We start from the raw sequence: 25,000 nt of genomic DNA, 5'->3' as shown, positions 1-25,000 counted from the left end.
TCCCTTTACTTAGCATCAAACCATGTTGGTCCATAGGCATAATCAACCTTGAGAGGAACCTCAAGCTCCACTGCGTTTTCCATCACTTCTGGAACGATTTTTTTCAATACCTCAATTTCATCCTTCGGTGCTTCAAAGATCAATTCATCATGTACTTGTAAGAGCAAACGTGTTTTTAACTTTTCTCTTTTTAAACGATCAGCCATATCTATCATTGCTTTTTTTATGATGTCTGCTGCGCTTCCTTGAATTGGCGTATTCATTGCTGTTCGTTCTGCAAAGCTGCGCAAATTAAAATTTCTGCTTGTGATTTCAGGAAGATATCTTCTGCGGTGAAGGAGGGTTGAGACAAATCCTTTTTGCTTTGCATCGGCAACAATATCTTCCATGTACGTTTTGACTCCGGGGTAACTTTCTAAATAACGTTCAATAAATTGACCTGCTTCTTTTCGGGTAATTCCAAGACTTTGAGATAACCCATAATCACTAATTCCGTATACGATCCCAAAGTTAACTGCTTTTGCATGACGGCGCATATTGGAAGTAACATGATCTTCACTAACATGAAACACTTCCATCGCTGTTTTTGTATGGATGTCCATATCATGATTAAAGGCCTCGATCAGCTTATCATCCTTCGCAATATGAGCTAGTACACGAAGCTCAATTTGAGAATAATCAGCTGCAAAGATCACCCAGTCTTTTTCAGAAGGAATAAATGCCTGTCTTATTTTTCTTCCTTCTTCTAGACGAATAGGGATATTCTGAAGATTTGGGTCTGTTGAACTTAGTCTTCCTGTTTGTGTTAAAGCCTGATTAAATCTTGTATGAACTTTTTCATTGTCTTTATTGACAATTTTCAGCAAGCCCTCGATGTATGTGGACTGAAGCTTTCCAAGCTGACGATAATCGAGGATTTCTCTAACGATTTCATGCTTTGTCTCAAGTTTCTCAAGAACATCTGCTGAGGTTGAATAACCTGTTTTTGTTTTTTTATAAACAGGAAGCCCTAACTTTTCGAAAAGAATAACCCCAAGCTGTTTCGGTGAGTTGATATTAAACTTTTCTCCTGCTAATTCATGTATTCGGCTCTCAATTCCTACTAATTTTGAATGAATCTCTTCTCCCATGGCCTTTAATCGTTCAAGATCCATTTTTACCCCGCATGATTCCATATCTGCAAGAATTAATGATAAAGGCATTTCTAATTCATAGAATAGCTCTGCCTGCTGATTATCCTTCAGCTCCTTATCAAGCTGATCTTTTAAAGCTTTTAATGCAGAAGCTTTTCTTGCAAGGTGTGCAGCTAACACGCCTTCTTCTGGTACGCTTCGTTTGGCTCCTTTTCCATAGAAAGCTTCATCCGATTGAATGGATTCATAGCCATGGCTTTTTGCAACCGATGCCACATCCTCTATTGTTGCTGATGGGTTAATTAGATAGGAAGCAATCAGCAAATCAAACTTCACTCCTGCTAGATGAATGCCGTGATGGCGAAGCGAAACCTCAGACCTTTTCGCATCATAGACAATTTTTTCTTTGCTTGCATCCTCTGCCCATTGTTTAAATACTTGTGAAGCCAATGCTTTGTCTGTGGAAATAAAAAATGTTCCTTTATCATTAGCGATTGAGAAGCCGATAATATCTGCATAATGGTAATTATCCTCTAGTACTTCAATATAAAAAGCATTCTCATCTGAAAAAATATCTTCTGTTATCTCATTGATCACTTCAAATTCAATTTCTTCAAGTTCTACTTCTTCAGATCCTGTTTCCTCGCCTAGTTTGTCCAATAATGAATTAAAGCCAAGCTCTTTATAAATGCTGACTACCTTGTCTCTTTCATACCCTTCGTATTCCACTTCACTTAACTCGATTTCTATAGGCGCTTCCCTCGTAATCGTCGCTAATTCCTTACTCATTAACGCCTGATCATTAAATTCCTCCAGCTTTTCCTTCAACTTATTTCCACCAACTTTATCAACAGAAGATAAAATTGTCTCAAGTGATCCAAATTCCTTAAGCAATTTTATTGCCGTCTTTTCACCAACGCCTGGCACACCTGGGATATTATCTGAAGCATCCCCCATTAATCCTTTCATATCAATAATTCGATCGGGTGTAAACCCATACTTTTCTTGTATATAGGCCGGGGTATAATCTTCGATTTCTGTAATCCCTTTACGAGTGATTGAAACCGTTGTTTTTTCCGAGCTTAATTGCGTTAAATCTTTATCACCAGAAATAATTTTCACTTCAAAGTCATCTTTTTCTGCATGAAGAGAGAGCGTGCCGATAATATCGTCTGCTTCATAATTTTCTAATTCATAGCGTGAGATTCCATAAGCATCTAACAGCTCGCGAATAAAAGGAAACTGTTCAGATAGCTCAGGTGGTGTCTTTTGCCTCCCACCTTTATATTCACTAAATGTCTTGTGACGAAATGTTGTCTTCCCTGCATCAAAGGCAACCAATAGATGGGTTGGCTTTTCATCCTCAAGAATTCGATTCAGCATCATTGTAAAGCCATACACTGCGTTCGTATGAATCCCTTTATCATTGTTCAGAAGAGGCAAAGCAAAAAAAGCACGGTATGCAATGCTGTTGCCGTCGATTAAAACAAGTTTCTTTTTCAAAAAAATTCTCCTTCCGTTGCCTAAAGCAAAAAACCGTTATTTTCCTCCATTTTATCATGAGTAGATAAAGAATGAAAAATAACGGTTTATATATGATTTAGTTTGTATTTCCCATTAAAAAGTGAGCATATGGCGAATCAGATGGCAAGACAATAACTGTTTCCCCATTAATTGTCTTTTTATAGGATTCTAATGTACGATACAAGGAATAGAAGCTAGGATCTTTCGAGAAAGCTTCATTATATATTTTCGCAGCTCCACCTTCTCCATCTGCTCGAATTTCCTCTGCATCTGCCTGGGCTTTTGACAATATTTCTTTTACTTCTTTATCGGTTTTTGCGATAATAACATTTTTATCGGCATCCCCTTTAGAAAGATATTCTTGGGCTTTCGATTGACGTTCGGAGATCATTCTCGTATAAACGGACTGTTCATTCTCTGCTGGCAAATCCGTACGTTTCATTCTTACATCTGTAACAATAATTCCGTAATTATCATTATCAAGCAGCTCATTCACTTTTTCCGTAATGCGGTCATTCAATGAGCCTCTGGAAGACTTTTCATCATTAATGATTTCATCGTAATCTAGCTGCCCCAGTTCTGTTCGTGTAACAGAGTAAATGAATTCTTCCATTCTCGACTCCGCACTTTCTAGCGTTCTGGCGTTAGCGATCATTTTTTTTGGATCTTCTATTCGCCAAACGGCATAGTTATCAATGATAATCCGCTTTTTATCCTTCGTATTAATCTCAGCTTCAGATACATCATAGGTCAATTGATATTTAGGAAGAGTAGAGACACTTTGGATAAACGGAATTTTATATGTTAATCCTGGTTCGCTTTCAATTCTCACTACCTCACCAAACTGCCTGATTACCTTATATTCCCCTTCCTTAACAATGATAAGATTGCTTATAAGGATGCCAAGCAGGACAAAAAGAATGACGAAGAACATACCAAGCTTGATATACTTTCTCCATTGTAGATTATTTCCACCGCGCTCATTCATATTCACAACATTTTGATCACTCATTATTTTCACTTCCTTCTGCTTTTGGCTTAGACTCCTCTTTTTCTAAAGGACGAATCGGGAAGTATTTCATTGTATTTCCGTCATCATTCATAATATAAATTTCTGCATTTGGAAGTACTTGCTCAAGTGTTTCAATAACTAAGCGCTCTCTCGTAATATCTGGATTGTTCTTATATTCATTGTAAAGCTTATTAAATACAGCTACATCCCCACGCGCTCTTTCTAAACGAGCAGCCTTCTCTCCTTCTGCTCTTGAAATAAGCGCATCTTTTTCACCATTTGCCTCATTCATTTTTTGATTTTTATACTTTTGAGCTTCATTCAACTTTGTATTCGCTGTTTCTCTTGCGTCTGTTACATCTGTAAATGCCTTTCGTACTTCATCATTAGGAAGCTCTACATCTTGAAGCTTAACCGCTAATACCGAAATGCCGATATCATATTTTTCTATTAAAGATGTCAGCAGCTCCCTAACATCTGCTTCAATTTTTGCTTTACCTGATGTTAAAGCATCATCAATTTTGGAGTTTCCAATGATACTTCTTAAAGAAGCAGATGTAGCATCATGAAGAATCTCTTTCGGATTGGATGAATTATATAAATATTTTTCTGGATTGGTAATCTTCCATTGAACAACAAGATCGGCCATGACAATATTTTCGTCTCCAGTAATCATCTTCGTTTCTTCGGGAAAATCCTTAGACTTCCCATCCTTATCTTCATAACCAAATTGAAGACTAAAGGTTTCCTTTGAAAGCTTTTCTACACTTTGAATCGGCCAGGGCAGTTTAAAATGAAGGCCTGGCTCTGTAATTCCTTCCTCAACTTTTCCAAAGGTCAAAATAACCGCTTGATCAGACTCATCTACTGTATACCATGTCGTAAATGCAGTAATACCTAATATAATGATAAGAAATACTAGTCCGGTTAATGTATATATCCTCTTAAGACTAACCATTTACTTTCCCCCTTCTATACATTTCGTTAACTTTTAATACGATTTCATCATAGAAAGGTTTCAAATATATGACAAAAACAAATATGAAAAAGGAGAAAGCAGGGGTTGCTTTCTCCTTTTTCTAACTCCTTGGATGAAGGGGTTTTTCAATTATCATTGTAACAAGCAGATATTAAGAGATTATAAAGAGGTTGTAAAAATCATGTAAATTTATAACCAATGCTTGCTATCGATCATTCATCATCCAATCGCTTGTTAAGCTCAATTAAAAATGTCGTTCCTTTTCCTACTTGGCTAGTGACAATGATAGTCCCTTTATGAGCCTCAACAATATGTTTAACAATTGCAAGTCCCAGACCTGTTCCCCCAGAATTACGGCTCCGTGCTTTGTCCACACGATAAAATCTTTCAAAAATCCTTGGAACTTCGCTCTGCTCCATCCCTATACCTGTATCCTTCACTTCAACAAATATGCTGGATGCGGATTCACTTAATCGAAGGAAAACATGACCTCCTTCTGGTGTATAGGAAATGGCATTAGAAACAAGATTTAAAAAAACTTGTTTCAGACGATCTGCATCCCCTTCTATTAAAATGGATTCTTTATCTGCCTCAAACTGAAGCTTTATCTCTTTTTCATCTGCCTTCTTATGCAAAATCGCAATTACTTCCTCTAGAGTTGTTCTTATATTATGCTGCTGAATAGAAAGGTGAAAACCGAGCTGTTCCATTTTTGATAGATCTAATAAATCCTGTATAAGAGATTGCAAGCGATCGCTTTCCTGTAAAATAATTTTCAAAAAAGCTTCAAGAGCCTGTTTATCCTCCATTGCTCCGTCTAAAAGTGTCTCAGAAAACCCTTTTATTGAAGTAATGGGTGTTTTCAATTCATGAGAAACATTTGCTACGAAGTCTTTCCTTACTTGTTCTAGTTTTTTCAAATCTGATATATCATGAAATACAAGTAAAATCCCTTTCCAAACATCATTTGTTCCAATGATTGGAACTCCGTATATTTCAAAATGCTGTCTTCCATGACTAAGTGGAATAAAAATCTGTTTCCTTACTTTTTGCTCAGTCATAAAAAGCTCTTCGATTATAGAAGTAATCTCCTGTTGCTGAATCACTTCATAATAAAGTTTATTCATATATTCGAAATCATGAACACGAAACAGTTCTTTGTAAGAACGATTAATTAAACTGATATATCCTTTTTTATCAATTAATATTAAGCCACTTCCCATATTTTCAATCAAAGCTGCAAGGCGATCCTGATGCATTTCCTGTGATTTACGCATTTCTTGAAGATTCCTTGCAAGAATATTGATGGAAGCACTAAGCATCCCAGTCTCATCAATCTGATCTTCATACGTACGGGCACGGTAGTTTCCTTTTGCTAGTTCAATAGCCGTCTTTGTTGCAGCTTCAATTGGCTTTGTATAACGATTCATAATTCTTGTTCCTAATAGAAGAATAACTATGAATGCAAACCCTAAACTAATTATTAATATCCACCAAATTTGTCGATAGGCCTCATTAATTTCTGTCATTTTTGTACTTAGCAGCACAAAACCTTCATCTGCTCCTGATTTTACAATCGGTCTCCAGTAATAATGGAGGTCATACCCGTCATTTACCTCAATTAAATGATGCCCGGCAGAATCCTTCTCAATCATGCTCTTTATAACTGAATGATGATCGTTATTGCTGCTAGTATTCTTTAATGGTTTACTATCATAAATAATGGTACCAGAAATATCAACAATCGTTACACGGGCATTTAACACTTTGCTAAATGTATCAATGGACTCACTTTTCAGTGCAAGAATGCCACCTGCTTCTTCAACATAACTCGAGATCATCCGAGTCTCTTTTTTTAGCCGCTCATCGAAGGCATTCAAATAATAACTTTTATATAGCTGTCCCAGTAGTACCCCTAAACCAATGAGAACTGCAAATATTAATGTGATTAGTGCGAAAAGAAGCCTGGTTCGAAATTTTATCATTCTCCTTTCGGCTCCTCCAGCTTATAGCCTAATCCGCGAATGGTTTTTATATAAACAGGCTTTTTCGTATTTTGCTCAATCTTTTCTCTTAAGTGACTTATATGGACGTCTACAATTCGAGTATCCCCTGCAAAGTCATAATTCCAGACTGCACTAAGAAGCTGATCCCTGGTAAGGACACGCCCCTTATTTTTTGCTAAATATAAAAGAAGCTCAAATTCCTTTGGAGTTAATTCTAATAGTTCATTTTCTATATATGCTTCATAATGATCCGGAATAATTTTTAAACCAGCAATACGAACATGGTCCGATTCTTCCTCTGTTACGACAGGTGGATCCATATGTATTTGTGTTCTCCGCAAAATAGCTTTAACCCTTGCAACTACTTCTCTTGGGCTAAACGGCTTCGTCATATAATCATCTGCACCTAACTCTAGACCAAGCACTTTATCAAACTCATCATCTTTTGCAGTTAACATTAATATAGGTATGAACACCTTCTGTTGACGCAGCTGTTTGCATACCTCAATCCCATCAAGTTTTGGAAGCATAAGGTCAAGTACAATTAAATCCGGTAAATGGGATAACGCTTGGTTAATTCCCGCCTCCCCATCCATCGCTGTAATTACTTTGAAGCCTGCCTGCTGCAGATTATACTCCAATAATGTTAGGATTGATTGTTCATCATCAACAACAAGAATTCTCTTCTCCATATTTGCCTCCAAGTTGATATATTCCCCTATTACCTCATCCAAGTTGAAAAATTACCCAAATCATGTATCTTACCTACTAATATAAACTGTGGATCTATTTGTAACAAGGGAAACACTAAACATTATATAAAAAAAGAGACATGCGATGGCATATCCCTTCTTAAAACGATTAAGTTAAAAATTATCAAGTGCTTCGCCTTCCATTTTATTAAGGCGATGAGGAGGGCATACAAGCAATTTCCCTTTGATCACCGTTTCCTCTTCCTCGTTAGTCCCGATTACTTCAATTTGAATCGTATGACTGCTATTGCTAACCTCAGTTACCTCAAATAGAAACTGTACTGTTCCATAGTGGTAAACAGGTTTTAGAAATTCGATTTCTTGCTTTAAAATATGGCTTCCAGGTCCCGGCAGATATTTCGATATAGCAGAATTAATAATCCCATTCAACATAATACTTGGAACAATTGGCTTTTTATAAGGCGTCTGAGAGGCATAGTCATGTTGAATATAAAGTGGATTTGCGTCATTCGTCAGACCTAAATATAATAATAAATCCTTATCTTCTATTTTTTCAGTTAAAGTTAATTTCTCCCCAACAGAGATTTCTTCAATCTTTCTACCTAATTTTCTCTTTTTCCCAAGTAACATTTTTCTGCACCTCCAAAGTTATGTAAACGATTTCAATGATACTTAAAAAAATAGCTAATAATTATTAAAATTATCAGTCTATTTATTCTATTATATCACTATTATATTAGCCAAAAAAGAAATTAAATAAAAAAATTCGGGAATTTCCCGAATTTTTTTATTTATCTTACTATCTTACAAAAATTATGCTAGAACCGCCATCACATTTCGTACTGCCTCAGCTGATTTATCTAATGCAGCTTTTTCATCTGCTGTTAATTCAAGTTCTATTACTTTTTCAATGCCATTTGCCCCAAGGATCGTCGGAACACCTAAATAAATGCCATCATATCCATATTCTCCTTCAAGATATGCAATGGATGGAAGAACTCGGCGCTGATCTTTAAGGATGGCTTCACACATTTCAACTAACGAGGCAGCTGGTGCATAATAAGCACTGCCATTGCCTAGTAAGTTAACAATTTCCCCGCCGCCTTTACGTGTGCGTTCAACAATCGCTTCAAGACGTTCTTTTGATAGTAACGTCTCAAGAGGAATACCACCAGCATAGGAATAGCGTACTAAAGGAACCATATCATCGCCATGACCGCCAAGAACAAAGCCTGTAATATCTTTTACTGACAGATTTAATTCTTGAGCAATAAATGTTCGGAAACGAGCCGTATCAAGAACACCAGATTGACCGATGACACGATTTTTAGGAAAGCCAGACTCTTTAAAGATTGTATATGTCATTGCATCAACAGGATTTGTTAAAACTACAATGAAACAATTAGGAGAATGCTTTGCAATTTCTTGGGCAACACTCTTCATAATCTTTTGGTTTGTTTGCACTAAGTCATCACGGCTCATGCCAGGCTTACGCGCAATTCCAGCTGTTACAACAACGATATCAGAATCAGCTGTATCTTCATAGCTGGAAGTACCCGTAATATTCGCATCAAATCCTTGAACAGGGCTTGCTTCAAGCATATCTAAAGCTTTTCCCTTTGTTGGGTTCTCCATTTGTGGAATATCTACTAATACAACATCTCCTAGTTCCTTTTGTGCAAGCAGGAATGCAGTAGTTGCACCAGTAAATCCTCCACCAATAACGGAAATCTTTTTACGTTTCAATGACATGACTCGTTCCTCCTTAAAAATTTTAATGTATGCAAGGAGGGCTGTTCTTATTCAAGAACAGCCTCCTAAAACACATATATAAAGTATACCATTTTTGAGTGGACAACTGTCTAGCTCCAGCGCCTAGCCTCTCAAGCCATAAGCCAAATCACTCCAGAAATCAGGATTTCCTGCGTGCTTTGTCTTATGCTTGTCGAGGCTGAGGCGCTTCCGCATTTCATTACTCCATATTCTTAATTAATTCATCACCGAATTCAGAGCATTTTACTTCTGTTGCCCCATCCATTAGACGTGCAAAGTCATATGTTACAACTTTAGAAGCAATTGATTTTTCCATTGATTTCACAATCATATCTGCCGCTTCATTCCAGCCTAAATGCTCAAGCATTAATACACCAGAAAGGATGACAGATGAAGGATTTACTTTATCCAACCCTGCATATTTTGGAGCCGTTCCATGTGTCGCTTCAAAAATTGCATGACCTGTTTCATAATTGATATTTGCCCCTGGAGCAATACCGATTCCGCCTACCTGTGCAGCAAGTGCATCAGAAATATAATCCCCGTTTAGGTTCATTGTTGCAACAACATCAAATTCTTTAGGACGAGTAAGAATCTGCTGTAAGAAAATATCCGCAATGGCATCTTTAACGATGATTTTTCCAGCCGCTTCAGCATCTGCTTGAGCTTTGTTTGCAGCTTCAGCACCTTGTTCATCTTTAATTCTGTCATACTGCGCCCAAGTGAATACTTTATCTCCATATTCTCTTTCAGCAAGCTCATAGCCCCAGTTTTTAAAGGCACCTTCAGTGAATTTCATGATATTTCCTTTATGCACTAAAGTTAGCGATTTACGGCCTTCTTTAATTGCATATTCGATTGCTGCACGAACTAAACGGCTTGTGCCTTCTTCTGAAACTGGCTTAATTCCAATTCCTGACGTTTCAGGAAAACGGATTTTATTCACACCCATTTCATCTTGAAGGAAAGCAATTAATTTCTTTACTTCATCTGAACCTTTTGCATACTCAATTCCTGCATAAATATCCTCAGTATTTTCACGGAAAATAACCATGTCTGTGTCCTGAGGACGCTTAACTGGTGAAGGAACACCTTCAAACCAGCGAACTGGGCGCAAGCAAACAAATAAATCCAACTCTTGACGAAGAGCAACGTTTAACGAACGGATTCCGCCTCCAATTGGAGTTGTTAATGGACCTTTGATCGCGATCAAATATTCATTAATCACATCTAATGTTTCAGATGGAAGCCATTCGCCAGTTTGGTTGAATGCTTTTTCCCCTGCTAATACTTCCTTCCAGACAATTTTGCGTTCACCTTTATATGCCTTTTCAACAGCAGCATCTAATACTCTTGAAGCAGATGCCCAGATATCAGGACCTGTTCCGTCTCCTTCAATAAATGGAACGATTGGATTGTTAGGTACGTTTAATACTCCATTGCTAACCGTGATTTTTTCACCTTGCATTGTTTATTCCCTCCATTTTTAAAAAGCAGCGGCAGTTTCTAAGCCTTTGGCTTTTATATGTATATAACTGCCTTGCATATATCAGAATCAAAGGTTAGTAGGCACATGCCCCTAACCCTCCTTCTTCTTTCTTTATTACAGCAACTTTTGATATAAAAGTAAACGCTGTTTTAACTTCTTTCAGTCGCCTGCACTTTTCTGCTTGGCTAGCTCCGGCTCCTAGCCCCTCGAGGTCATAAGCCAGTCTGGCTAGAAGGTTAAAGAACAGCCTCCCAGCCAGACTGTCTTTTGCTTGTCGGGGCTAAACAGTCGCCTGCGCTTTTCTCCTTATCCTCTTAGGCCTACAGGAACATATTCTTGCATTCCTGGACCTGTGTAATCAGCACGAGGGCGGATTAAACGATTATTTTCATATTGCTCAAGAATATGAGCCAGCCAGCCAGATACACGGCTTACAGCAAAAATTGGTGTGAATAAGTCATGATCAATTCCTAAGCTGTGGTAAACAGATGCAGAATAGAAATCAACATTTGGCGGCAGATTCTTCTCGCCTGTTACAATTTCTTCGATTTGAGTAGACATTTGATACCAATGTGGTTCACCAGTAAGTTCTGTAAGCTTCTTAGACATGTCTCTTAAGTGCTTTGCACGAGGATCACCTTGACGGTATACCCGATGTCCAAAGCCCATGATTTTTTCTTTCTTTTCTAGTTTTTCACGAATATATAAATCTACATTTTCGAGTGTGCCAATATCAGTCAGCATTTTCATAACTGCTTCATTGGCTCCCCCATGTAATGGCCCCTTTAGTGCACCAATGGCAGCTGTGATTCCAGAATATACATCTGATAAAGTCGCGACACATACACGTGCAGTAAAAGTAGAAGCATTTAATTCATGATCAGCATGCAGAACTAAAGCTTTATCAATTGCTTCAACTGCAATTGGCTCTGGTTCTTTGCCAGATAACATATATAAGAAATTCGCTGCAAAACCAAGGTCTTTTCTTGGAGCAATTGGCTCTAAACCTTTTCTAACTCGAGCAAATGCTGCTACAATTGAAGGCATTTTTGCTTGCAGGCGAATTGCCTTTTTATAATTAGCCTCTGTATTCATTATATCCGCTTCTTCATCATACAAACCTAAAAGAGAAACAGCTGAACGAAGAGCAGCCATCGGATGTACTTTATCGATTGGATACATTTTGAAATGCTCTAACACTTCCTTAGGTAACCCTGCATTTTCAGCTAATTGGTTTTTCAATTCCTCCAACTCGGATTGAGTAGGAAGCTTCCTATGCCATAAAAGATAAATTACTTCTTCAAAACTTGCATTTTCAGCTAAATCATCAATATTGTAACCAACATAAGTTAAAGTATCATCAATGATAGAGCTGATAGATGATGTAGTAGCCACTACCCCTTCGAGTCCGCGTGTTGCTGTCATACTGAATCTCTCCTTTACATAATAAATTTCCCCATACCCTTTGTCTGTAATAACTTTTGAAGTTAAATCCCATCATTTAACCTTTGAAAAAATATTCTGATATTTACAGGCGTAATTTTAGCCTTTTACATGCGGCTTACAACGCCAACATACAGACCAATCCTTAAGAGATACAAAATCATCAACTAATGAGCGATTGCTCAACACATTAAAAAAGAAAATGCTTACATTTTTTCACAAATCATAAGAAAAATACTAGAATAATAGGATGAAAGATAATTTTCATAGAGCCCTGTGAAAATGGTTGTACATTTAAGTCCTATTATAAACAATTATCTGACTTTTGTGAATGAAAAGTGGCGAAAATGTGAAAAAATTATTATTTTTCAAGAAAAGTTATTTATCATTCCCTTGCTAAGCATTGGATAATGTCGAGACTTTTTTAAAAAACCTTTCTCCTATGAAGCTATTCTAACATAACTTTATAAATATTAGAAATATATTTGCTTTTTAACCTTTTCTCATTCAGTTGATAGGTTTACAGTATTTTCTTTTTATATAGACCATATTTGAATCCTTTTGCATTTATAACTCGTAGTGGAATGGTGTATGATGAAAGATAATTAACATTCCTAAAAAAAATAGGAGGTATTTTTTTGAATCCTGTATATTTACATAGGACATTGAGATTTCTTTTCGTTCTCGGCTTCGTTGTGCTTCTTCTCTTAGGCTGTTTTTATTTGTCTAAAGTAACCTATCCCTTTATTATCGGATTCGCCATCGCCTTTCTAATTAACCCACTTGTAAACTTCCTTGAAAAAAAGGGACGAATGCCGCGCTCATTAGCTGTACTTGTTAGCATAGTTATCATCATTGGAGTCTTTGCTGGCCTGATTACTTTACTGATTGCAGAGATTGTTTCTGGTGCAGACTATCTTTCAAATGTAGTTCCAAAGCATTTAGATACGTTGATTAATTATATTGAGGAATTCTTTGCTGCACAAATCATTCCTCTTTATAATCAGCTTACTAGCTTATTCAAAAATTTAGATATGGGACAGCAGGATACTATCGTAGAAAATATTAAAAATGTTGGCAGTCATATCGGCACAACTGTCGGTGCTTTCATTCAAAACTTTTTCGGGAAAATCCCTAATATTATTTCCTGGTTTCCTAATGCTGCAACAGTGCTGATTTTCTCTTTGCTTGGGACATTTTTCATTAGTAAGGATTGGTATCGTCTTTCACAAATCGGCAGCAAGCTTATTCCTAGCCGTGCACGAGTAAGCGGCAAAACAGTATTTACCGATTTAAAAAAGGCACTATTTGGATTTGTTAAGGCTCAAGCTACATTAATTTCAATTACGACAGTCATTATTCTAATCGGATTACTTTTCCTTCGTGTAGATTATGCAATTACGATTGCTTTAATTACGGGAATTGTTGATGTCATTCCATATTTAGGTACGGGGTTAATTTTCGTTCCATGGATCATTTATGAAGCGATAGCAGGAGAAATGAGCATGGCTATCGGATTAGGAGTGCTGTATTTAATTGTACTTGTTCAGCGTCAAGTAATGGAGCCAAAAATACTTTCATCTAATATCGGAATGGACCCGCTGGCTACACTGGTTGCTTTGTTTGTCGGATTTAAGCTCATTGGCTTTCTTGGTTTAATTGTCGGACCCGTTACCCTTGTTATTTTAACTACCCTCCATCGGGCAAATGTATTCCGTGATATATGGGCATATATTATAGGAAAAAATGAAAACAAAGCCTAAATAGAAAAATATGAAATAACTCAAACCAATGCAATATTCGCCGTTGCTTCAGTTATTTTGGACAAAAAAATTATATATTCGCCGCCGATTGCATGATATTGGACAAAAATGAAATATATTTGCAGTCGCACCAACTATATTCGCCAAACCATAAAAAAGGTCACTCCTGCAGGAGTGACCTTTTTTTATTACATTATCGAATGATCGTAACCGTATTTCTATCCATCCACCTTCTAAAACCTTTTAAAATCAGCTTTTAAAAAAAGGATTGGGTTGGTGGAGCCAGCAGCAATAAGCCAGTAATATCGGTAATAAATCCTGGGGTAAGCAAGAGAATGCCGCCTGCTAAAATACAAATGCCTTCTAAAATTGCTTCACCTGGCATTTGCCCATACCGAAGCTGGTCCTGCACTTTTTTTATCGTCTCTAGCCCTTGCTTTTTTGCAAGATAGGCACCTAGAACTCCTGTAAAAAGAATGACCCCTAACGTTGGCCAAAAACCAATCAAATTGCCTGATAGCAGCAAAACACTGATTTCTGCTGCAGGTACAATGATAAGTAGTAAGAGTAAGTAGCGCATGATGCCACCTCTTTTATAATGGGATTACTCCCTATTATAGCAGAAATTCAATTGTGTATATAATATCAGCTCTTGTCACTTATAGAACACTTGCATGGCCATTGTAAATAACACCACGATTAGAGTCAACAGTAATTTCCTGTCCGTCCTTCAGCAGGGCTGTGGCATTTTCAACACCAACAATTACTGGAATCCCTACACTTAGACCAACGACGGCAGCATGGCTTGTAAGCCCGCCTTCTTCAGTGATTAATGCACTGCATTTTTCAATCGCAGGCACCATATCACGATCCGATCCAATTGTAACTAATATGGATCCTTCCGTTACTTTTTCCAAAGCTTCTGCAGCATTTCGAGCGATAACGACCCTGCCAAACGCAGATTTACGACCAATTCCTTGTGCTTTAGCAAGTATATCGCCTACTACATGAATTTTCATAAGATTCGTCGTTCCTGCTTCACCAACCGGTACACCTGCTGTTATAACAACTAAATCACCTGAAGAAACAATTCCGCTATTTAAGCTTTCTTCCACAGCTGTATCAAGCATATCATCTGTAGTCACAGCCTTTTTACCGATACATGGGTAAACGCCCCAAGCTAATGCAAGGCGACGTGATACAAAATCATTAGATGTAACAGCAACAATTGGCGCCTTTGGTCGATATTTAGAGATCATTCTTGCTGTATGACCACTTTCAGTCGGAGTAATAATCGCATCTACATCTAAATTTAATGCCGTATGTGCTACCGATTGGCCAATAGCATCTGTTATATTATGTTCGTTATCTTTACTACGATTAGATAAAATTTCTTTATGAGCCAATGCCGTTTCAGCCCGTGAAGCAATATTATGCATCGTTTGAACAGCCTCAACTGGGTATGTTCCAGCAGCTGTCTCACCAGAAAGCATAATCGCATCTGTTCCATCAAATATAGCATTTGCAACATCACTTGCTTCCGCACGTGTCGGACGAGGATTTCGCTGCATGGAATCGAGCATTTGAGTGGCAGTAATGACAGGTTTTCCTTGAGCATTACATTTTTTGATTAATTCCTTTTGAACTAATGGTACTTCTTCCGCAGGAATTTCAACTCCCAAATCGCCCCTAGCAACCATCAAACCATCTGAAATTTCAAGAATTTCTTCGATTTTATCGACGCCTTCCTGATTTTCAATTTTGGGTATGATATTAATATGTGCAGCATTATTTTCTTCTAATAACTGCCTAATTTCTAAAACATCTGAAGCTCTTCGGACAAAAGAAGCTGCAATAAAATCAATTTCTTGTTCAATTCCAAAAAGAATGTCTTTCGCATCTTTCTCAGTGATTCCAGGCAAATTGACAGAAACACCTGGTACGTTAACACCCTTTTTATTTTTTAAAGTACCGGTATTTAATATTTTCGTATAGATTTCTTTCGCTTCCTGGTCAACCTTCATCACTTCAAGACCGATTAAACCATCATCCAGTAAAATTTTTGAACCCGTATGAATATCGTCAATTAAACCAGGATATGTAACAGAAAATTTCTCTGTTGTACCTTCTACTTCATTCATAGATACAATGATCTCGTTTCCAGCAACTAATTCAATTGCATCATTCTTCATATTATGCGTGCGAATTTCTGGTCCTTTTGTATCCAAAAGAATCGCAATTGTTTTTCCTGTTCTTCTTGCTGCTTCCCGAATATTTTGAATTCGCATGCCGTGTTCTTCAAAATTGCCGTGTGAAAAATTCAAACGGGCAACATTCATTCCGGCTTCAATAAGTTGAACTAATTTTTCTACACTCTCACTTGCTGGTCCAATCGTACAAACAATCTTTGTTTTACGCATCCTTACTCCTCCTCAATGAAAAGCGAAAAAACATCTGTTATCTTAAGACAAAATAGTTTTTTAACTTTATTAATTAAATTATATAGATAGCTCTTTTGATAATTTATATAAATCCATATCGATTACATGATCTTTATCGAGAATATCAATAATATCATGATCAACAACCTGATTATTTACAATCCCAACTGCACGTCCGCCTTTTCCTTCCAGCAAAAGCTCTACCGCCCGTGCACCAAGTCGACTTGCCAGGACACGGTCAAAAGCTGTAGGAGAACCGCCGCGCTGCATATGGCCTAGAACAGAAACTCTTGTATCAAAATTAGTTGCTTCCTCTAGCTCTTTCGCAAATTCCATGCCGCTTGATACACCTTCAGCAACGATTATGATACTATGTTTCTTGCCGCGTTCATGCCCCTTCATTAATCGAGAAGCGATTTCATCCATATTATAATTCTCTTCTGGAATCAAAATTGTTTCCGCCCCTCCTGCTAGACCTGACCAAAGTGCTAAATCTCCTGCATTTCTTCCCATCACTTCAATGATAAATGTTCGTTCGTGAGAGGTTGCCGTATCACGAATCTTATCGATCGCGTCAATAACAGTATTTAATGCTGTATCAAACCCAATAGTAAACTGTGTACCTTCAATATCATTATCTATTGTTCCAGGCACACCTGAACAAGGAAACCCCTGTTCAGTCAATGCTTTTGCCCCTCGGTATGAACCATCTCCGCCGATGACAACAAGACCTTCAATTCCATGCTTTTTTAATTGCTCAATCCCTTTTTGCTGGCCTTCCTTCGTTCTAAATTCCTCGCATCTTGCTGAGTAAAGAATCGTACCGCCTCGATGAATGATGTCTCCAACTGAACCAAGCTCAAGCTTTTTAATATTTCCGCTGATTAAGCCAGCATATCCGCCAAATATTCCATAAATTTCTACATTATGATAGATTGCCTTCCGAACAACTGCCCGGACAGCTGCGTTCATACCGGGAGAATCTCCCCCACTTGTCAGTACGCCAATTCTTTTCAAATGGATCACCTCGAAAAAATTTCCCAATTACTATGTAGGCCCTTCACAGTTCAACCCTATTCATTTAATCATTTATACCGTCTTATTATAAGCAAAACAAGCAGTATTATTTTTTTCTGCAGAACAAGCTTGCCATTCATTAGCGAATAGGTATATTTTTCTTCTACCTATTAAAATACCATGAAGAAACAGCTATCACAACTTAATGAAGGCAATCTATAAAAAAGGTATAGTGAACAGTGATTAAAACAAAAATTACAAACAATTCTAACTCTTTAACACAAAAGAAAAGCATGCTTCTAGCACGCTTTTAATTTACACCGATAAACTCTTTTATCATGGAGTGTTCACCAATTGATTTGTATTTATCATATCGATGTGATACTAACTGTTCCTCACTCAAGCCTCGAAGCTCCTTAAGTGATTTATGCAAAATGGCATCCATTTCTTCTGCCTGTGCCTTTACATCTTTATGTGCTCCACCTTTTACTTCTGGAATAATTTCATCAACTATTCCTAATTCCTTCAAGTCAGGTGCAGTAATTTTCATACTTTCAGCAGCCTTCTTTGCTTGTCCAGCATCCTTCCATAAAATCGCGGCAGCACCCTCAGGAGAAATGACTGAGTATGTGGAGTTTTCCAGCATATGAATGTGATTTCCAACACCTAAAGCTAATGCTCCGCCGCTTCCTCCTTCTCCAATTACAATACAGATAACAGGTACTTTTAAACTGGCCATTTCAAATAGATTGCGCGCAATTGCTTCACTTTGTCCGCGCTCCTCTGCTGCTTTTCCAGGGTAAGCCCCCTTCGTATCGATAAAGCAAATGATCGGCCTTCTAAATTTATCTGCCTGTTTCATTAATCTAAGTGCTTTACGGTACCCTTCAGGATGCGGCATACCAAAGTTTCTACGGATATTTTCTTTCGTATCTTTTCCTCTTTGATGACCAATTACAGTGACAGGCAATCCTCTATATTTTGCAATTCCTCCAACGATCGCCTCATCATCGCCATATGTTCGGTCCCCATGACATTCAAAGAAATCAGTAAAAAGCAGGGAAATATATTCTAATGTAGTTGGGCGTCCAGGATGACGAGCAATTTGTACCCGATCCCATGGCTTCATATGGTCATAAATATCTGATTCTAATTTTTCTAATCGAGCTTCCAGCTTCTCTATTTCAGATGATAGATCGACATCTGCATTCATCGTAAAATCCTTTAGCTCGGCTATTTTTTTTCTTAGTTCAATCACTGGTTTTTCAAATTCAAGCTCCCCTACCATCCGATGTCACCGCCTTGTTGATGTATAGATAATATAGTAGCAATCTTTTCTTTCAACTCAATTCTTGAAATCACTGCATCTAATTGTCCATGCTTCATCAGAAACTCAGAAGTCTGGAAATCCTCAGGTAATTCTTCTCGAATCGTTTGCTCGATAATTCTTCTGCCTGCAAAGCCAATTAAAGCGCCCGGCTCAGCTAAATTATAGTCACCAAGAGAAGCGAAGCTTGCAGATACGCCTCCAGTAGTTGGATGAGTCATAATGGAGATTATCAATCCACCATTATCACTAAATCTTTTTAACGCTACACTTGTCTTAGCCATTTGCATAAGACTAAGGACTCCTTCTTGCATTCTCGCTCCGCCAGAGGCAGTAAAAATGATAAAAGGAACAGATAACTCATCTGCCTTTTCAATGGCCAGTGTGATTTTTTCTCCTACAACAGAGCCCATGCTTCCCATTCGGAATGTTGAATCCATTACTGCAACAACGATCGGATGACCATCAACTGTGCCTTGTCCTGTTACAACAGCCTCATTAATTTCCGTTTTCTTTCTGTCCTTTTCAAGCTTTTCAAGATAACCCGGAAAGTTGAGTGGATTTTCTGAGATCATACCAGCATTCAATTCTTCAAAACTATTTTCATCAAGGAAGCTAGCTAAACGCTCTTTTGAGTTCATTGAATGATGGTATTGGCAATGAAAACATACCTTTAAATTTTTGACAAGTTCTTTTGTATACATGATTTTTTTACAATTAGGACATTTTGTCATAATTCCTTCGGGAACATCATGCTTTGCCATTTCCGAAGGGATTGTGGCATATTTCTTCTTTTTGGATTTTGTAAAAACTTTTAGCAAAGTGAAACCTCCCTGTAACGTTCGTTCATATTTTAAAGTGGTCAGACCACCTTTTTAAAAAATAATACCCCTGAAATTACATGGCTCAAATCAAGAGTGGCTCGTCTATCCTATTCAATATAAAATAAAATCGTTACAAAATGTGCAAAAAATTGTCGTTAATTCTTCGACAATTTTCTTAATAATTTATATGCGTTTCTAACCTTCGATTCATCCCTAGTTATTAGCATGTCGGCTAATTGCACATAATCCTCTTTTGAAGTAACCATTTGATCCAGATGCAAGGAATTATAATAATCTTTTAAAATAATCCACATTCTAAGGAATAAGTGATTTTCGGTTAAGCGAACGACCTTTAAAAAAAATTCATCATCTGTGTATTGAGCTTCCTCCGCCCAGCTTTTAAAATCTTGAAGCTGACCATCTGAACACTTTTGAAGATTCAGCCATAAGCAGTCTAACTCAATTAAATATTTAGTTTCAATAATATCTCTTTTCGCATTCTCATCCTGAAGAATAAAGGTACTTAATAACTGAACGAGCTTATGTCCTCCATAATCACGGATATATGTTCCTTCCCCTCTTCTCGTCTCAATGAGACCAAGAAGTTCAAGAGCCCTAAGTGCTTCACGAACGGATGAGCGCCCAACATTTAGGCGCTCAGACAGTTCACGTTCAGAAGGTAATTTATCACCAGGCTTTAAGTTCTTTCTTTCAATCATAAGCCTGAGCTCATTTACAATTTCAACATAAATCTTTGTGTCTTTTCGAGACTGACTCACGTTAATGGATCACTCACTTTTCCCAATAACAGATAGTTTTCTTGTTTTTTCTTTAATTTCATCTGGATCCACTTTAATACGTGCAACGCCTGTTTCCATCGCTGCTTTTGCTACTGCTGCTGCAACTTCGGGCGCCACTCTTGGATCAAATGGAGCAGGAATAACATAATCAGCATGTAATTCCTCATCACTTACTAAGCTTGCAATTGCCTCGACAGCAGCAATTTTCATCTTTTCATTAATATGTGTCGCTCTAACATCTAAAGCACCACGGAAAATTCCTGGGAATGCAAGGACATTATTCACTTGGTTAGGAAAATCAGATCTCCCTGTACCGATGACAGAGGCTCCAGCCGATTTCGCTTCTTCTGGCATGATTTCAGGTGTTGGATTAGCCATTGCGAAAATAATCGGATCTTGATTCATTGTTTGTACCATTTCCGCAGTCAATGAGCCTGCAGCTGAAACACCGATAAATACATCTGCACCTTTAATGGCATCTGCAAGACTTCCTTTTGTATTATCCCGGTTTGTGTATTTTGCTACTTCATTTTTAATGTCGTTCATTCCTTCAGGACGACCTTCGTAAATAGCCCCTTTTCGATCACACATGATAATATCACGTACCCCATATGTGTATAGAAGCTTAATAATTGCGATTCCTGCAGCTCCTGCACCATTAGCAACTACACGAATTTCATTCATTTTCTTTCCGACTATCTTTAATGCATTTACTAGACCAGCAACTGTTACAATTGCCGTTCCGTGCTGATCATCATGAAAAACTGGAATATTTGCTTCCTTTTTTAGGCGTTCTTCGATTTCAAAACATCTTGGTGCTGCAATATCTTCAAGATTGACTCCACCAAAAGTTGGTTCAAGCAATTTAACCGTTTCGACGATTTTATCAACATCTGTTGTATTCAAGCAGATTGGAAATGCATCGACTCCAGCAAAGCTTTTAAAAAGAACCGCCTTTCCTTCCATTACTGGAAGTGCTGCTTCAGGGCCGATGTTACCTAAACCCAGCACCGCAGTGCCGTCTGAAACAACAGCAACCATATTCCCCTTCATTGTATACTCGTATACCGTTTCCGGCTTATCATAGATCTCCTTACAAGGCTCGGCAACACCTGGGGAATAAGCTAAGCTTAAATCTGCAGCATTTTTCACTTCTACCTTAGACTTCGATTCTAGCTTCCCCTTGTTCATTCTATGCATATGAAGTGCTTCTTCACGCAAAGTCATCTAATTTTCACTCCTTATATTAACAGCATGGATAAATGCACTAAACTATAAAATTCAGCTTTCTCTTTCAATTCTGCCCTGCTTATTTTTCATTTCTGTCACAGTGGTCAGACCAGTCGTTTCTTAACAAATATACCATAAATGTTGATGTTGTAAAGTACTAGCGTTTGAGGATGACATTATTTTCTCCTAGTATTTCCTTTAGCTTTTCAATAAAACTTGCAGACGGATTAACTAGATCCTCTTCACCTAATCGAAGGGTTTTATTCGAGCTTTCATAAAATATCACAACTTGACTTTTTCCATCATTTTGTCTAAATAAACTTTTTAATCCATAAAGTAATTCTGCATTTTCATGCTCTTTGGTTATTTTCAAATACAAAGTCGGCGCTTTATTTTCTTCCTTTTCAATTGCTGCTTGGACTTCATCCATCGATTGAATAATAAATTGACGTTTCCCATCTCTTGCTTCGATCTTCCCTTCGATAAAAAGGAGATTTCCCTGCTTTATTAAATGGGAGAAGCGTTTAAACATGTCTGGAAATACCACGGCTTCCATCTCATCCGTTTCATCACTAATTGATAAAAACGCCATCGGTACCCCTTTTTTCGTACGAATTTTCTTCACCTCTGTTAAATAGACAACTGCCTTTCCTCTTTTATTGGAAGGCTGCAATTCAAATAGAGGGACCGCACTTAAAACGGACAATTCCTCCGTATAAATAGAAACAGGATGATTGGATAGAAAAAATCCTAGAACCTCTTTTTCGAAAGCAAGTTTTTCCTTCGCTGGGATTGGGTCAACCTTCGTATATTTTGGCTTTGGAAAAAAGTCAGCTTCAGAAAGAAAATCAAAATGCTCATCATCTGTTTTCATCAATTGGGCATGATCGATTGCAGCATCTACCGTTGCAAGCAGCACAGCGCGATCTTCCCCAAATTCATCAAAGCTTCCTGAATGGATTAGTGCTTCTATAATATTTCGATTAGCAGCTTTGGATGAAACTCGAATGCAAAAGTCAAACAGATCATGAAATCTTTTATTTTTCCTTGAATGAAAAATCTCTTTCAGGACCGCTGCTCCAATCCCTTTGATCGCAGCCAGGCTATATCTAATGGCGTCTTTTTCTACTAAAAAGGAATAACCGCTGCTATTTACAGAAGGAGACAAAACCTTAAGATTCATTTGTTTCAGTTCTCTAATATACTGAGAGACTTTCCCCTCATTTCCGATTGCTGATGTTAGAAGAGCAGCCATAAAATAGAGCGGATAATGCGCTTTCAAGTAAGCTAACTGATAGGAAATTAAGCTATACGCAACAGCATGGCTTCGGTTGAAGCCATAGTTTGCAAAACGGACAATTAAATCATATATTTCATTTGCTATTTTCTCGTTGTATCCCTTTTTCAAAGCACCATCAACGAAATGTCCCCGTTCCCGATCAAGTACTTCCTTTTGTTTCTTACTAACTGCACGCCGCAGCAAATCAGCCTCTCCAAGAGTAAAGCCTGCCATTCTAGCAGCTATCTGCATGATTTGCTCCTGATAGACAATGACACCATACGTATTTTCAAGAATAGGAATAAGATCTGGATGAGGATATTCAACTTTTTTCTTCCCATGCTTTCTCTCAATGAAAAGAGGAATGTTCTCCATCGGTCCTGGCCGATATAAAGCATTTACAGCTACAATATCTTCAAAACTGTTGGGACGTAGGTTTTTTAATACCTTCCTCATCCCTTCTGATTCGAGCTGAAAAATACCTGTTGTTTCCGCACAGCTTAATAAATCAAAGGTAGCCTTATCATGAAGCGGAATGGAATTCAAGTCGAGCTTCTTGCCTGTCTTTTTTTTAATAGACATTAAGATATTTTCAATTAATGTTAAATTACGCAGACCAAGAAAATCCATTTTTAACAAGCCAACATCTTCAAGATGTTCCATTGAATATTGTGTCAAATATACATTTTCATGGCCGCGTTGAATTGGAATCATACTTACCAGCGGTTTTTCACTAATGACAACGCCAGCAGCATGTGTCGAAGTATGCCGCGGCAATCCTTCAAGCTTAAGTGCTGTTTCAAATAGCCTTTGATTTAGATTCGATTCTTCGATAAACATTCTTAACGAGTTTGACTCTTTATAGGCGTCTTTTAAAGAGATACCTGTCTTAGAAGGGATTCTTCTTGATAAACTATCAAGCTCCTTAGAATTTAGCCCGAAAGCTCTGCCCACATCACGAAGGGCAGCTTTAGCTGCCAGTGTACCAAACGTAATGATCTGTGCGACGTGAAGCTCCCCATACTTCTCGGAAACATATTTTATTACTTCGTCTCTACGATGGTCTGGAAAATCAATATCTATATCAGGCATAGAGATCCGTTCAGGATTCAGGAATCTTTCGAATAAAAGCTGATATTCTATAGGGTCTACGTCTGTAATATGCAAAACAAACGCAACCATCGATCCAGCTGCAGAGCCCCGCCCAGGTCCTGTTAAAATTCCGTTCTTCTTTGAAAACCTCATGAAGTCCCAGACAATTAAGAAATAATCACTAAACCTCATCTTTTTAATAATCTTAAGTTCATATTTTAACCGTTCATAATGCTCTTCTGTGGCAAGAGGGTATCTTTCCTTAAACCCTTCCCAGCACACTTCTTCAAGAAGCTGATCTGCCGTTTGATCCTTTTCAACCGGATACTTTGGCAGCTTTTGCTGGTGAAGCTCAAGCATGACGTTACATTGCTCTGCAATTTTGATTGTATTTTCCAGTGCATCTGGGTATTCAGCTAATAACTCAACCATTTCTTGAGAGTCTTTCAAATAATATTCATCACTCTTTAGCCTTTCCCAATCATCATCCTGCAGCTTTACACCATTTTTGATAGCTAATAAGCATTCCTGTGCAAAGGCGTCTTCCTTACATAAATAGCAAACATGATTAGAAGCAGCTAGCTGTATATTCATTTCATGAGCGATCGTTACAATATGCGTAAGGATTTTCTGCTCAGAATCTATGTTATGTTTCTGAATCGAAAGATAAAATTGATTCTTCTCGAAAATTTGCAGATACATGGCTGCTGCATTTTTCGCCTTTTCATATTCATCTTGAACTAAATAATATTCAACTTCTCCTTCCATTCCTGGACTGATAGCTATTAAACCAGCAGAATATGCTTTCAGCCATTTCATTGGAATCCCTTCAGGAGATTTCGTTTGCACAACACTTGTTATTTTTAATAGATTTTGAAACCCAGCTTGATTTCTTGCTAGGAGAACAATTGGAAATGACATTTCTGCGGATTGTTCACTAATCACATCAACCGTCAATCCCAAAATTGGTTTGATCGATTGCTTTAAACATTCTTTATAAAAAGCAACGGTCCCGTACATTACGTTTCGATCGGTTAATGCAAGTGAGCCGAACCCTTTTCGTTTCGCATCCGCTACTAGCTGCTCAACCGTGGCCGTACTTGTCAGCAAGCTATATGCACTATATACATGAAGGTGAATAAATGACACATCTCT

Annotated in this window: 18 protein-coding genes; 1 reads left to right on the top strand and 17 read right to left on the bottom strand. The window is 37.8% G+C overall.

Annotation, left to right across the window (positions count from 1 at the left end):
* Positions 1-5: 5 nt before the first annotated feature.
* The 9 genes from polA to citZ all read right to left on the bottom strand — a co-directional run bounded on the left by polA (position 6) and on the right by citZ (position 12,054).
* A complete protein-coding gene (polA, locus tag ASU02_RS04570) occupies positions 6-2,636 on the bottom strand; it encodes a DNA polymerase I (RefSeq protein ID WP_057761465.1) in 2,631 nt (876 codons plus the stop codon).
* Positions 2,637-2,733: 97 nt separating this feature from the next.
* The gene (hflC, locus tag ASU02_RS04565) at positions 2,734-3,669 is read right to left on the bottom strand and encodes a protease modulator HflC (RefSeq protein ID WP_057761463.1); all 936 of its coding nucleotides are present in this window, start codon (positions 3,667-3,669) and stop codon (positions 2,734-2,736) included.
* Positions 3,662-4,627, bottom strand: coding sequence for an FtsH protease activity modulator HflK (gene hflK, locus ASU02_RS04560; protein ID WP_057761461.1), 966 nt, complete (start codon positions 4,625-4,627; stop codon positions 3,662-3,664). Before hflK ends, hflC begins: the two co-directional genes overlap by 8 nt.
* 233 nt (positions 4,628-4,860) lie before the next feature.
* Entirely contained in the window at positions 4,861-6,633 is a 1,773-nt protein-coding gene (gene pnpS / locus ASU02_RS04555) for a two-component system histidine kinase PnpS (RefSeq protein ID WP_057761459.1), read from the bottom strand.
* Complete coding sequence (locus ASU02_RS04550; RefSeq protein WP_057761457.1) at positions 6,630-7,346, bottom strand: response regulator transcription factor; 717 nt, start codon at positions 7,344-7,346, stop codon at positions 6,630-6,632. The genes pnpS and ASU02_RS04550 overlap by 4 nt, the downstream gene beginning before the upstream one ends.
* A 174-nt stretch (positions 7,347-7,520) precedes the next feature.
* Positions 7,521-7,997 carry a MaoC/PaaZ C-terminal domain-containing protein gene (locus tag ASU02_RS04545; protein ID WP_057761455.1) on the bottom strand — a complete coding sequence of 159 codons (477 nt, stop codon included), beginning with the start codon at positions 7,995-7,997 and terminating at the stop codon, positions 7,521-7,523.
* 183 nt (positions 7,998-8,180) lie between these two features.
* A complete protein-coding gene (gene mdh / locus ASU02_RS04540) occupies positions 8,181-9,119 on the bottom strand; it encodes a malate dehydrogenase (protein WP_057761453.1) in 939 nt (312 codons plus the stop codon).
* A 220-nt stretch (positions 9,120-9,339) separates the two neighbouring features.
* Positions 9,340-10,608 (bottom strand): NADP-dependent isocitrate dehydrogenase, encoded by a 1,269-nt coding sequence (gene icd, locus ASU02_RS04535; RefSeq protein ID WP_057761451.1) that lies wholly within the window; start codon positions 10,606-10,608, stop codon positions 9,340-9,342.
* Positions 10,609-10,935: 327 nt separating this feature from the next.
* Entirely contained in the window at positions 10,936-12,054 is a 1,119-nt protein-coding gene (citZ, locus tag ASU02_RS04530; RefSeq protein WP_057761449.1) for a citrate synthase, read from the bottom strand.
* Positions 12,055-12,710: 656 nt separating this feature from the next.
* Here citZ and ytvI point away from each other — a divergent pair.
* Positions 12,711-13,835: a sporulation integral membrane protein YtvI gene (gene ytvI / locus ASU02_RS04525; protein ID WP_057761448.1), complete on the top strand. Its 1,125-nt coding sequence runs from the start codon at positions 12,711-12,713 to the stop codon at positions 13,833-13,835.
* 256 nt (positions 13,836-14,091) lie between these two features.
* On the opposite strand, the gene ASU02_RS04520 is transcribed toward ytvI, so the two are convergent.
* The 8 genes from ASU02_RS04520 to dnaE all read right to left on the bottom strand — a co-directional run bounded on the left by ASU02_RS04520 (position 14,092) and on the right by dnaE (position 24,994).
* On the bottom strand, positions 14,092-14,415 hold the full coding sequence (locus tag ASU02_RS04520; RefSeq protein WP_198317403.1) for an FxsA family protein: 324 nt from the start codon (positions 14,413-14,415) through the stop codon (positions 14,092-14,094).
* Positions 14,416-14,494: 79 nt separating this feature from the next.
* Positions 14,495-16,255, bottom strand: coding sequence for a pyruvate kinase (pyk, locus tag ASU02_RS04515; RefSeq protein WP_057761446.1), 1,761 nt, complete (start codon positions 16,253-16,255; stop codon positions 14,495-14,497).
* Positions 16,256-16,333: 78 nt separating this feature from the next.
* On the bottom strand, positions 16,334-17,293 hold the full coding sequence (gene pfkA, locus ASU02_RS04510; RefSeq protein ID WP_057761445.1) for a 6-phosphofructokinase: 960 nt from the start codon (positions 17,291-17,293) through the stop codon (positions 16,334-16,336).
* A gap of 310 nt (positions 17,294-17,603) precedes the next feature.
* Positions 17,604-18,581, bottom strand: coding sequence for an acetyl-CoA carboxylase carboxyl transferase subunit alpha (gene accA / locus ASU02_RS04505; protein ID WP_057761443.1), 978 nt, complete (start codon positions 18,579-18,581; stop codon positions 17,604-17,606).
* Positions 18,575-19,384: an acetyl-CoA carboxylase, carboxyltransferase subunit beta gene (gene accD / locus ASU02_RS04500; protein ID WP_057761750.1), complete on the bottom strand. Its 810-nt coding sequence runs from the start codon at positions 19,382-19,384 to the stop codon at positions 18,575-18,577. Before accD ends, accA begins: the two co-directional genes overlap by 7 nt.
* A gap of 215 nt (positions 19,385-19,599) precedes the next feature.
* Positions 19,600-20,223 (bottom strand): FadR/GntR family transcriptional regulator, encoded by a 624-nt coding sequence (locus ASU02_RS04495; protein WP_082631695.1) that lies wholly within the window; start codon positions 20,221-20,223, stop codon positions 19,600-19,602.
* 9 nt (positions 20,224-20,232) lie between these two features.
* Positions 20,233-21,471, bottom strand: a complete 1,239-nt coding sequence (locus ASU02_RS04490) for an NAD(P)-dependent malic enzyme (protein ID WP_057761440.1) — start codon at positions 21,469-21,471, stop codon at positions 20,233-20,235.
* Positions 21,472-21,631: 160 nt separating this feature from the next.
* On the bottom strand, positions 21,632-24,994 hold the full coding sequence (gene dnaE, locus ASU02_RS04485) for a DNA polymerase III subunit alpha (RefSeq protein ID WP_057761438.1): 3,363 nt from the start codon (positions 24,992-24,994) through the stop codon (positions 21,632-21,634).
* Positions 24,995-25,000 lie beyond the last annotated feature (6 nt).

Source organism: Cytobacillus praedii (assembly GCF_001439605.1).
GTDB classification, from domain to species: Bacteria; Bacillota; Bacilli; order Bacillales; family Cytobacillaceae; genus Cytobacillus; species Cytobacillus praedii.
This window is presented reverse-complemented; position numbering and strand designations above follow the sequence as displayed.

Excerpts from the sequence above, each read along its gene's own strand:
- hflC (WP_057761463.1), bottom strand. The coding sequence starts at position 3,669 with ATGAGTGATCAAAATGTTGTGAATATGAATGAGCGCGGTGGAAATAAT.
- ASU02_RS04550 (WP_057761457.1), bottom strand. The coding sequence starts at position 7,346 with ATGGAGAAGAGAATTCTTGTTGTTGATGATGAACAATCAATCCTAACA.
- ASU02_RS04545 (WP_057761455.1), bottom strand. The coding sequence starts at position 7,997 with ATGTTACTTGGGAAAAAGAGAAAATTAGGTAGAAAGATTGAAGAAATC.
- accD (WP_057761750.1), bottom strand. The coding sequence starts at position 19,384 with ATGGCAAAGCATGATGTTCCCGAAGGAATTATGACAAAATGTCCTAAT.
- ASU02_RS04520 (WP_198317403.1), bottom strand. The coding sequence starts at position 14,415 with ATGCGCTACTTACTCTTACTACTTATCATTGTACCTGCAGCAGAAATC.
- icd (WP_057761451.1), bottom strand. The coding sequence starts at position 10,608 with ATGCAAGGTGAAAAAATCACGGTTAGCAATGGAGTATTAAACGTACCT.
- pyk (WP_057761446.1), bottom strand. The coding sequence starts at position 16,255 with ATGCGTAAAACAAAGATTGTTTGTACGATTGGACCAGCAAGTGAGAGT.
- pnpS (WP_057761459.1), bottom strand. The coding sequence starts at position 6,633 with ATGATAAAATTTCGAACCAGGCTTCTTTTCGCACTAATCACATTAATA.
- accA (WP_057761443.1), bottom strand. The coding sequence starts at position 18,581 with ATGGTAGGGGAGCTTGAATTTGAAAAACCAGTGATTGAACTAAGAAAA.
- citZ (WP_057761449.1), bottom strand. The coding sequence starts at position 12,054 with ATGACAGCAACACGCGGACTCGAAGGGGTAGTGGCTACTACATCATCT.
- hflK (WP_057761461.1), bottom strand. The coding sequence starts at position 4,627 with ATGGTTAGTCTTAAGAGGATATATACATTAACCGGACTAGTATTTCTT.
- ASU02_RS04490 (WP_057761440.1), bottom strand. The coding sequence starts at position 21,471 with ATGACTTTGCGTGAAGAAGCACTTCATATGCATAGAATGAACAAGGGG.
- mdh (WP_057761453.1), bottom strand. The coding sequence starts at position 9,119 with ATGTCATTGAAACGTAAAAAGATTTCCGTTATTGGTGGAGGATTTACT.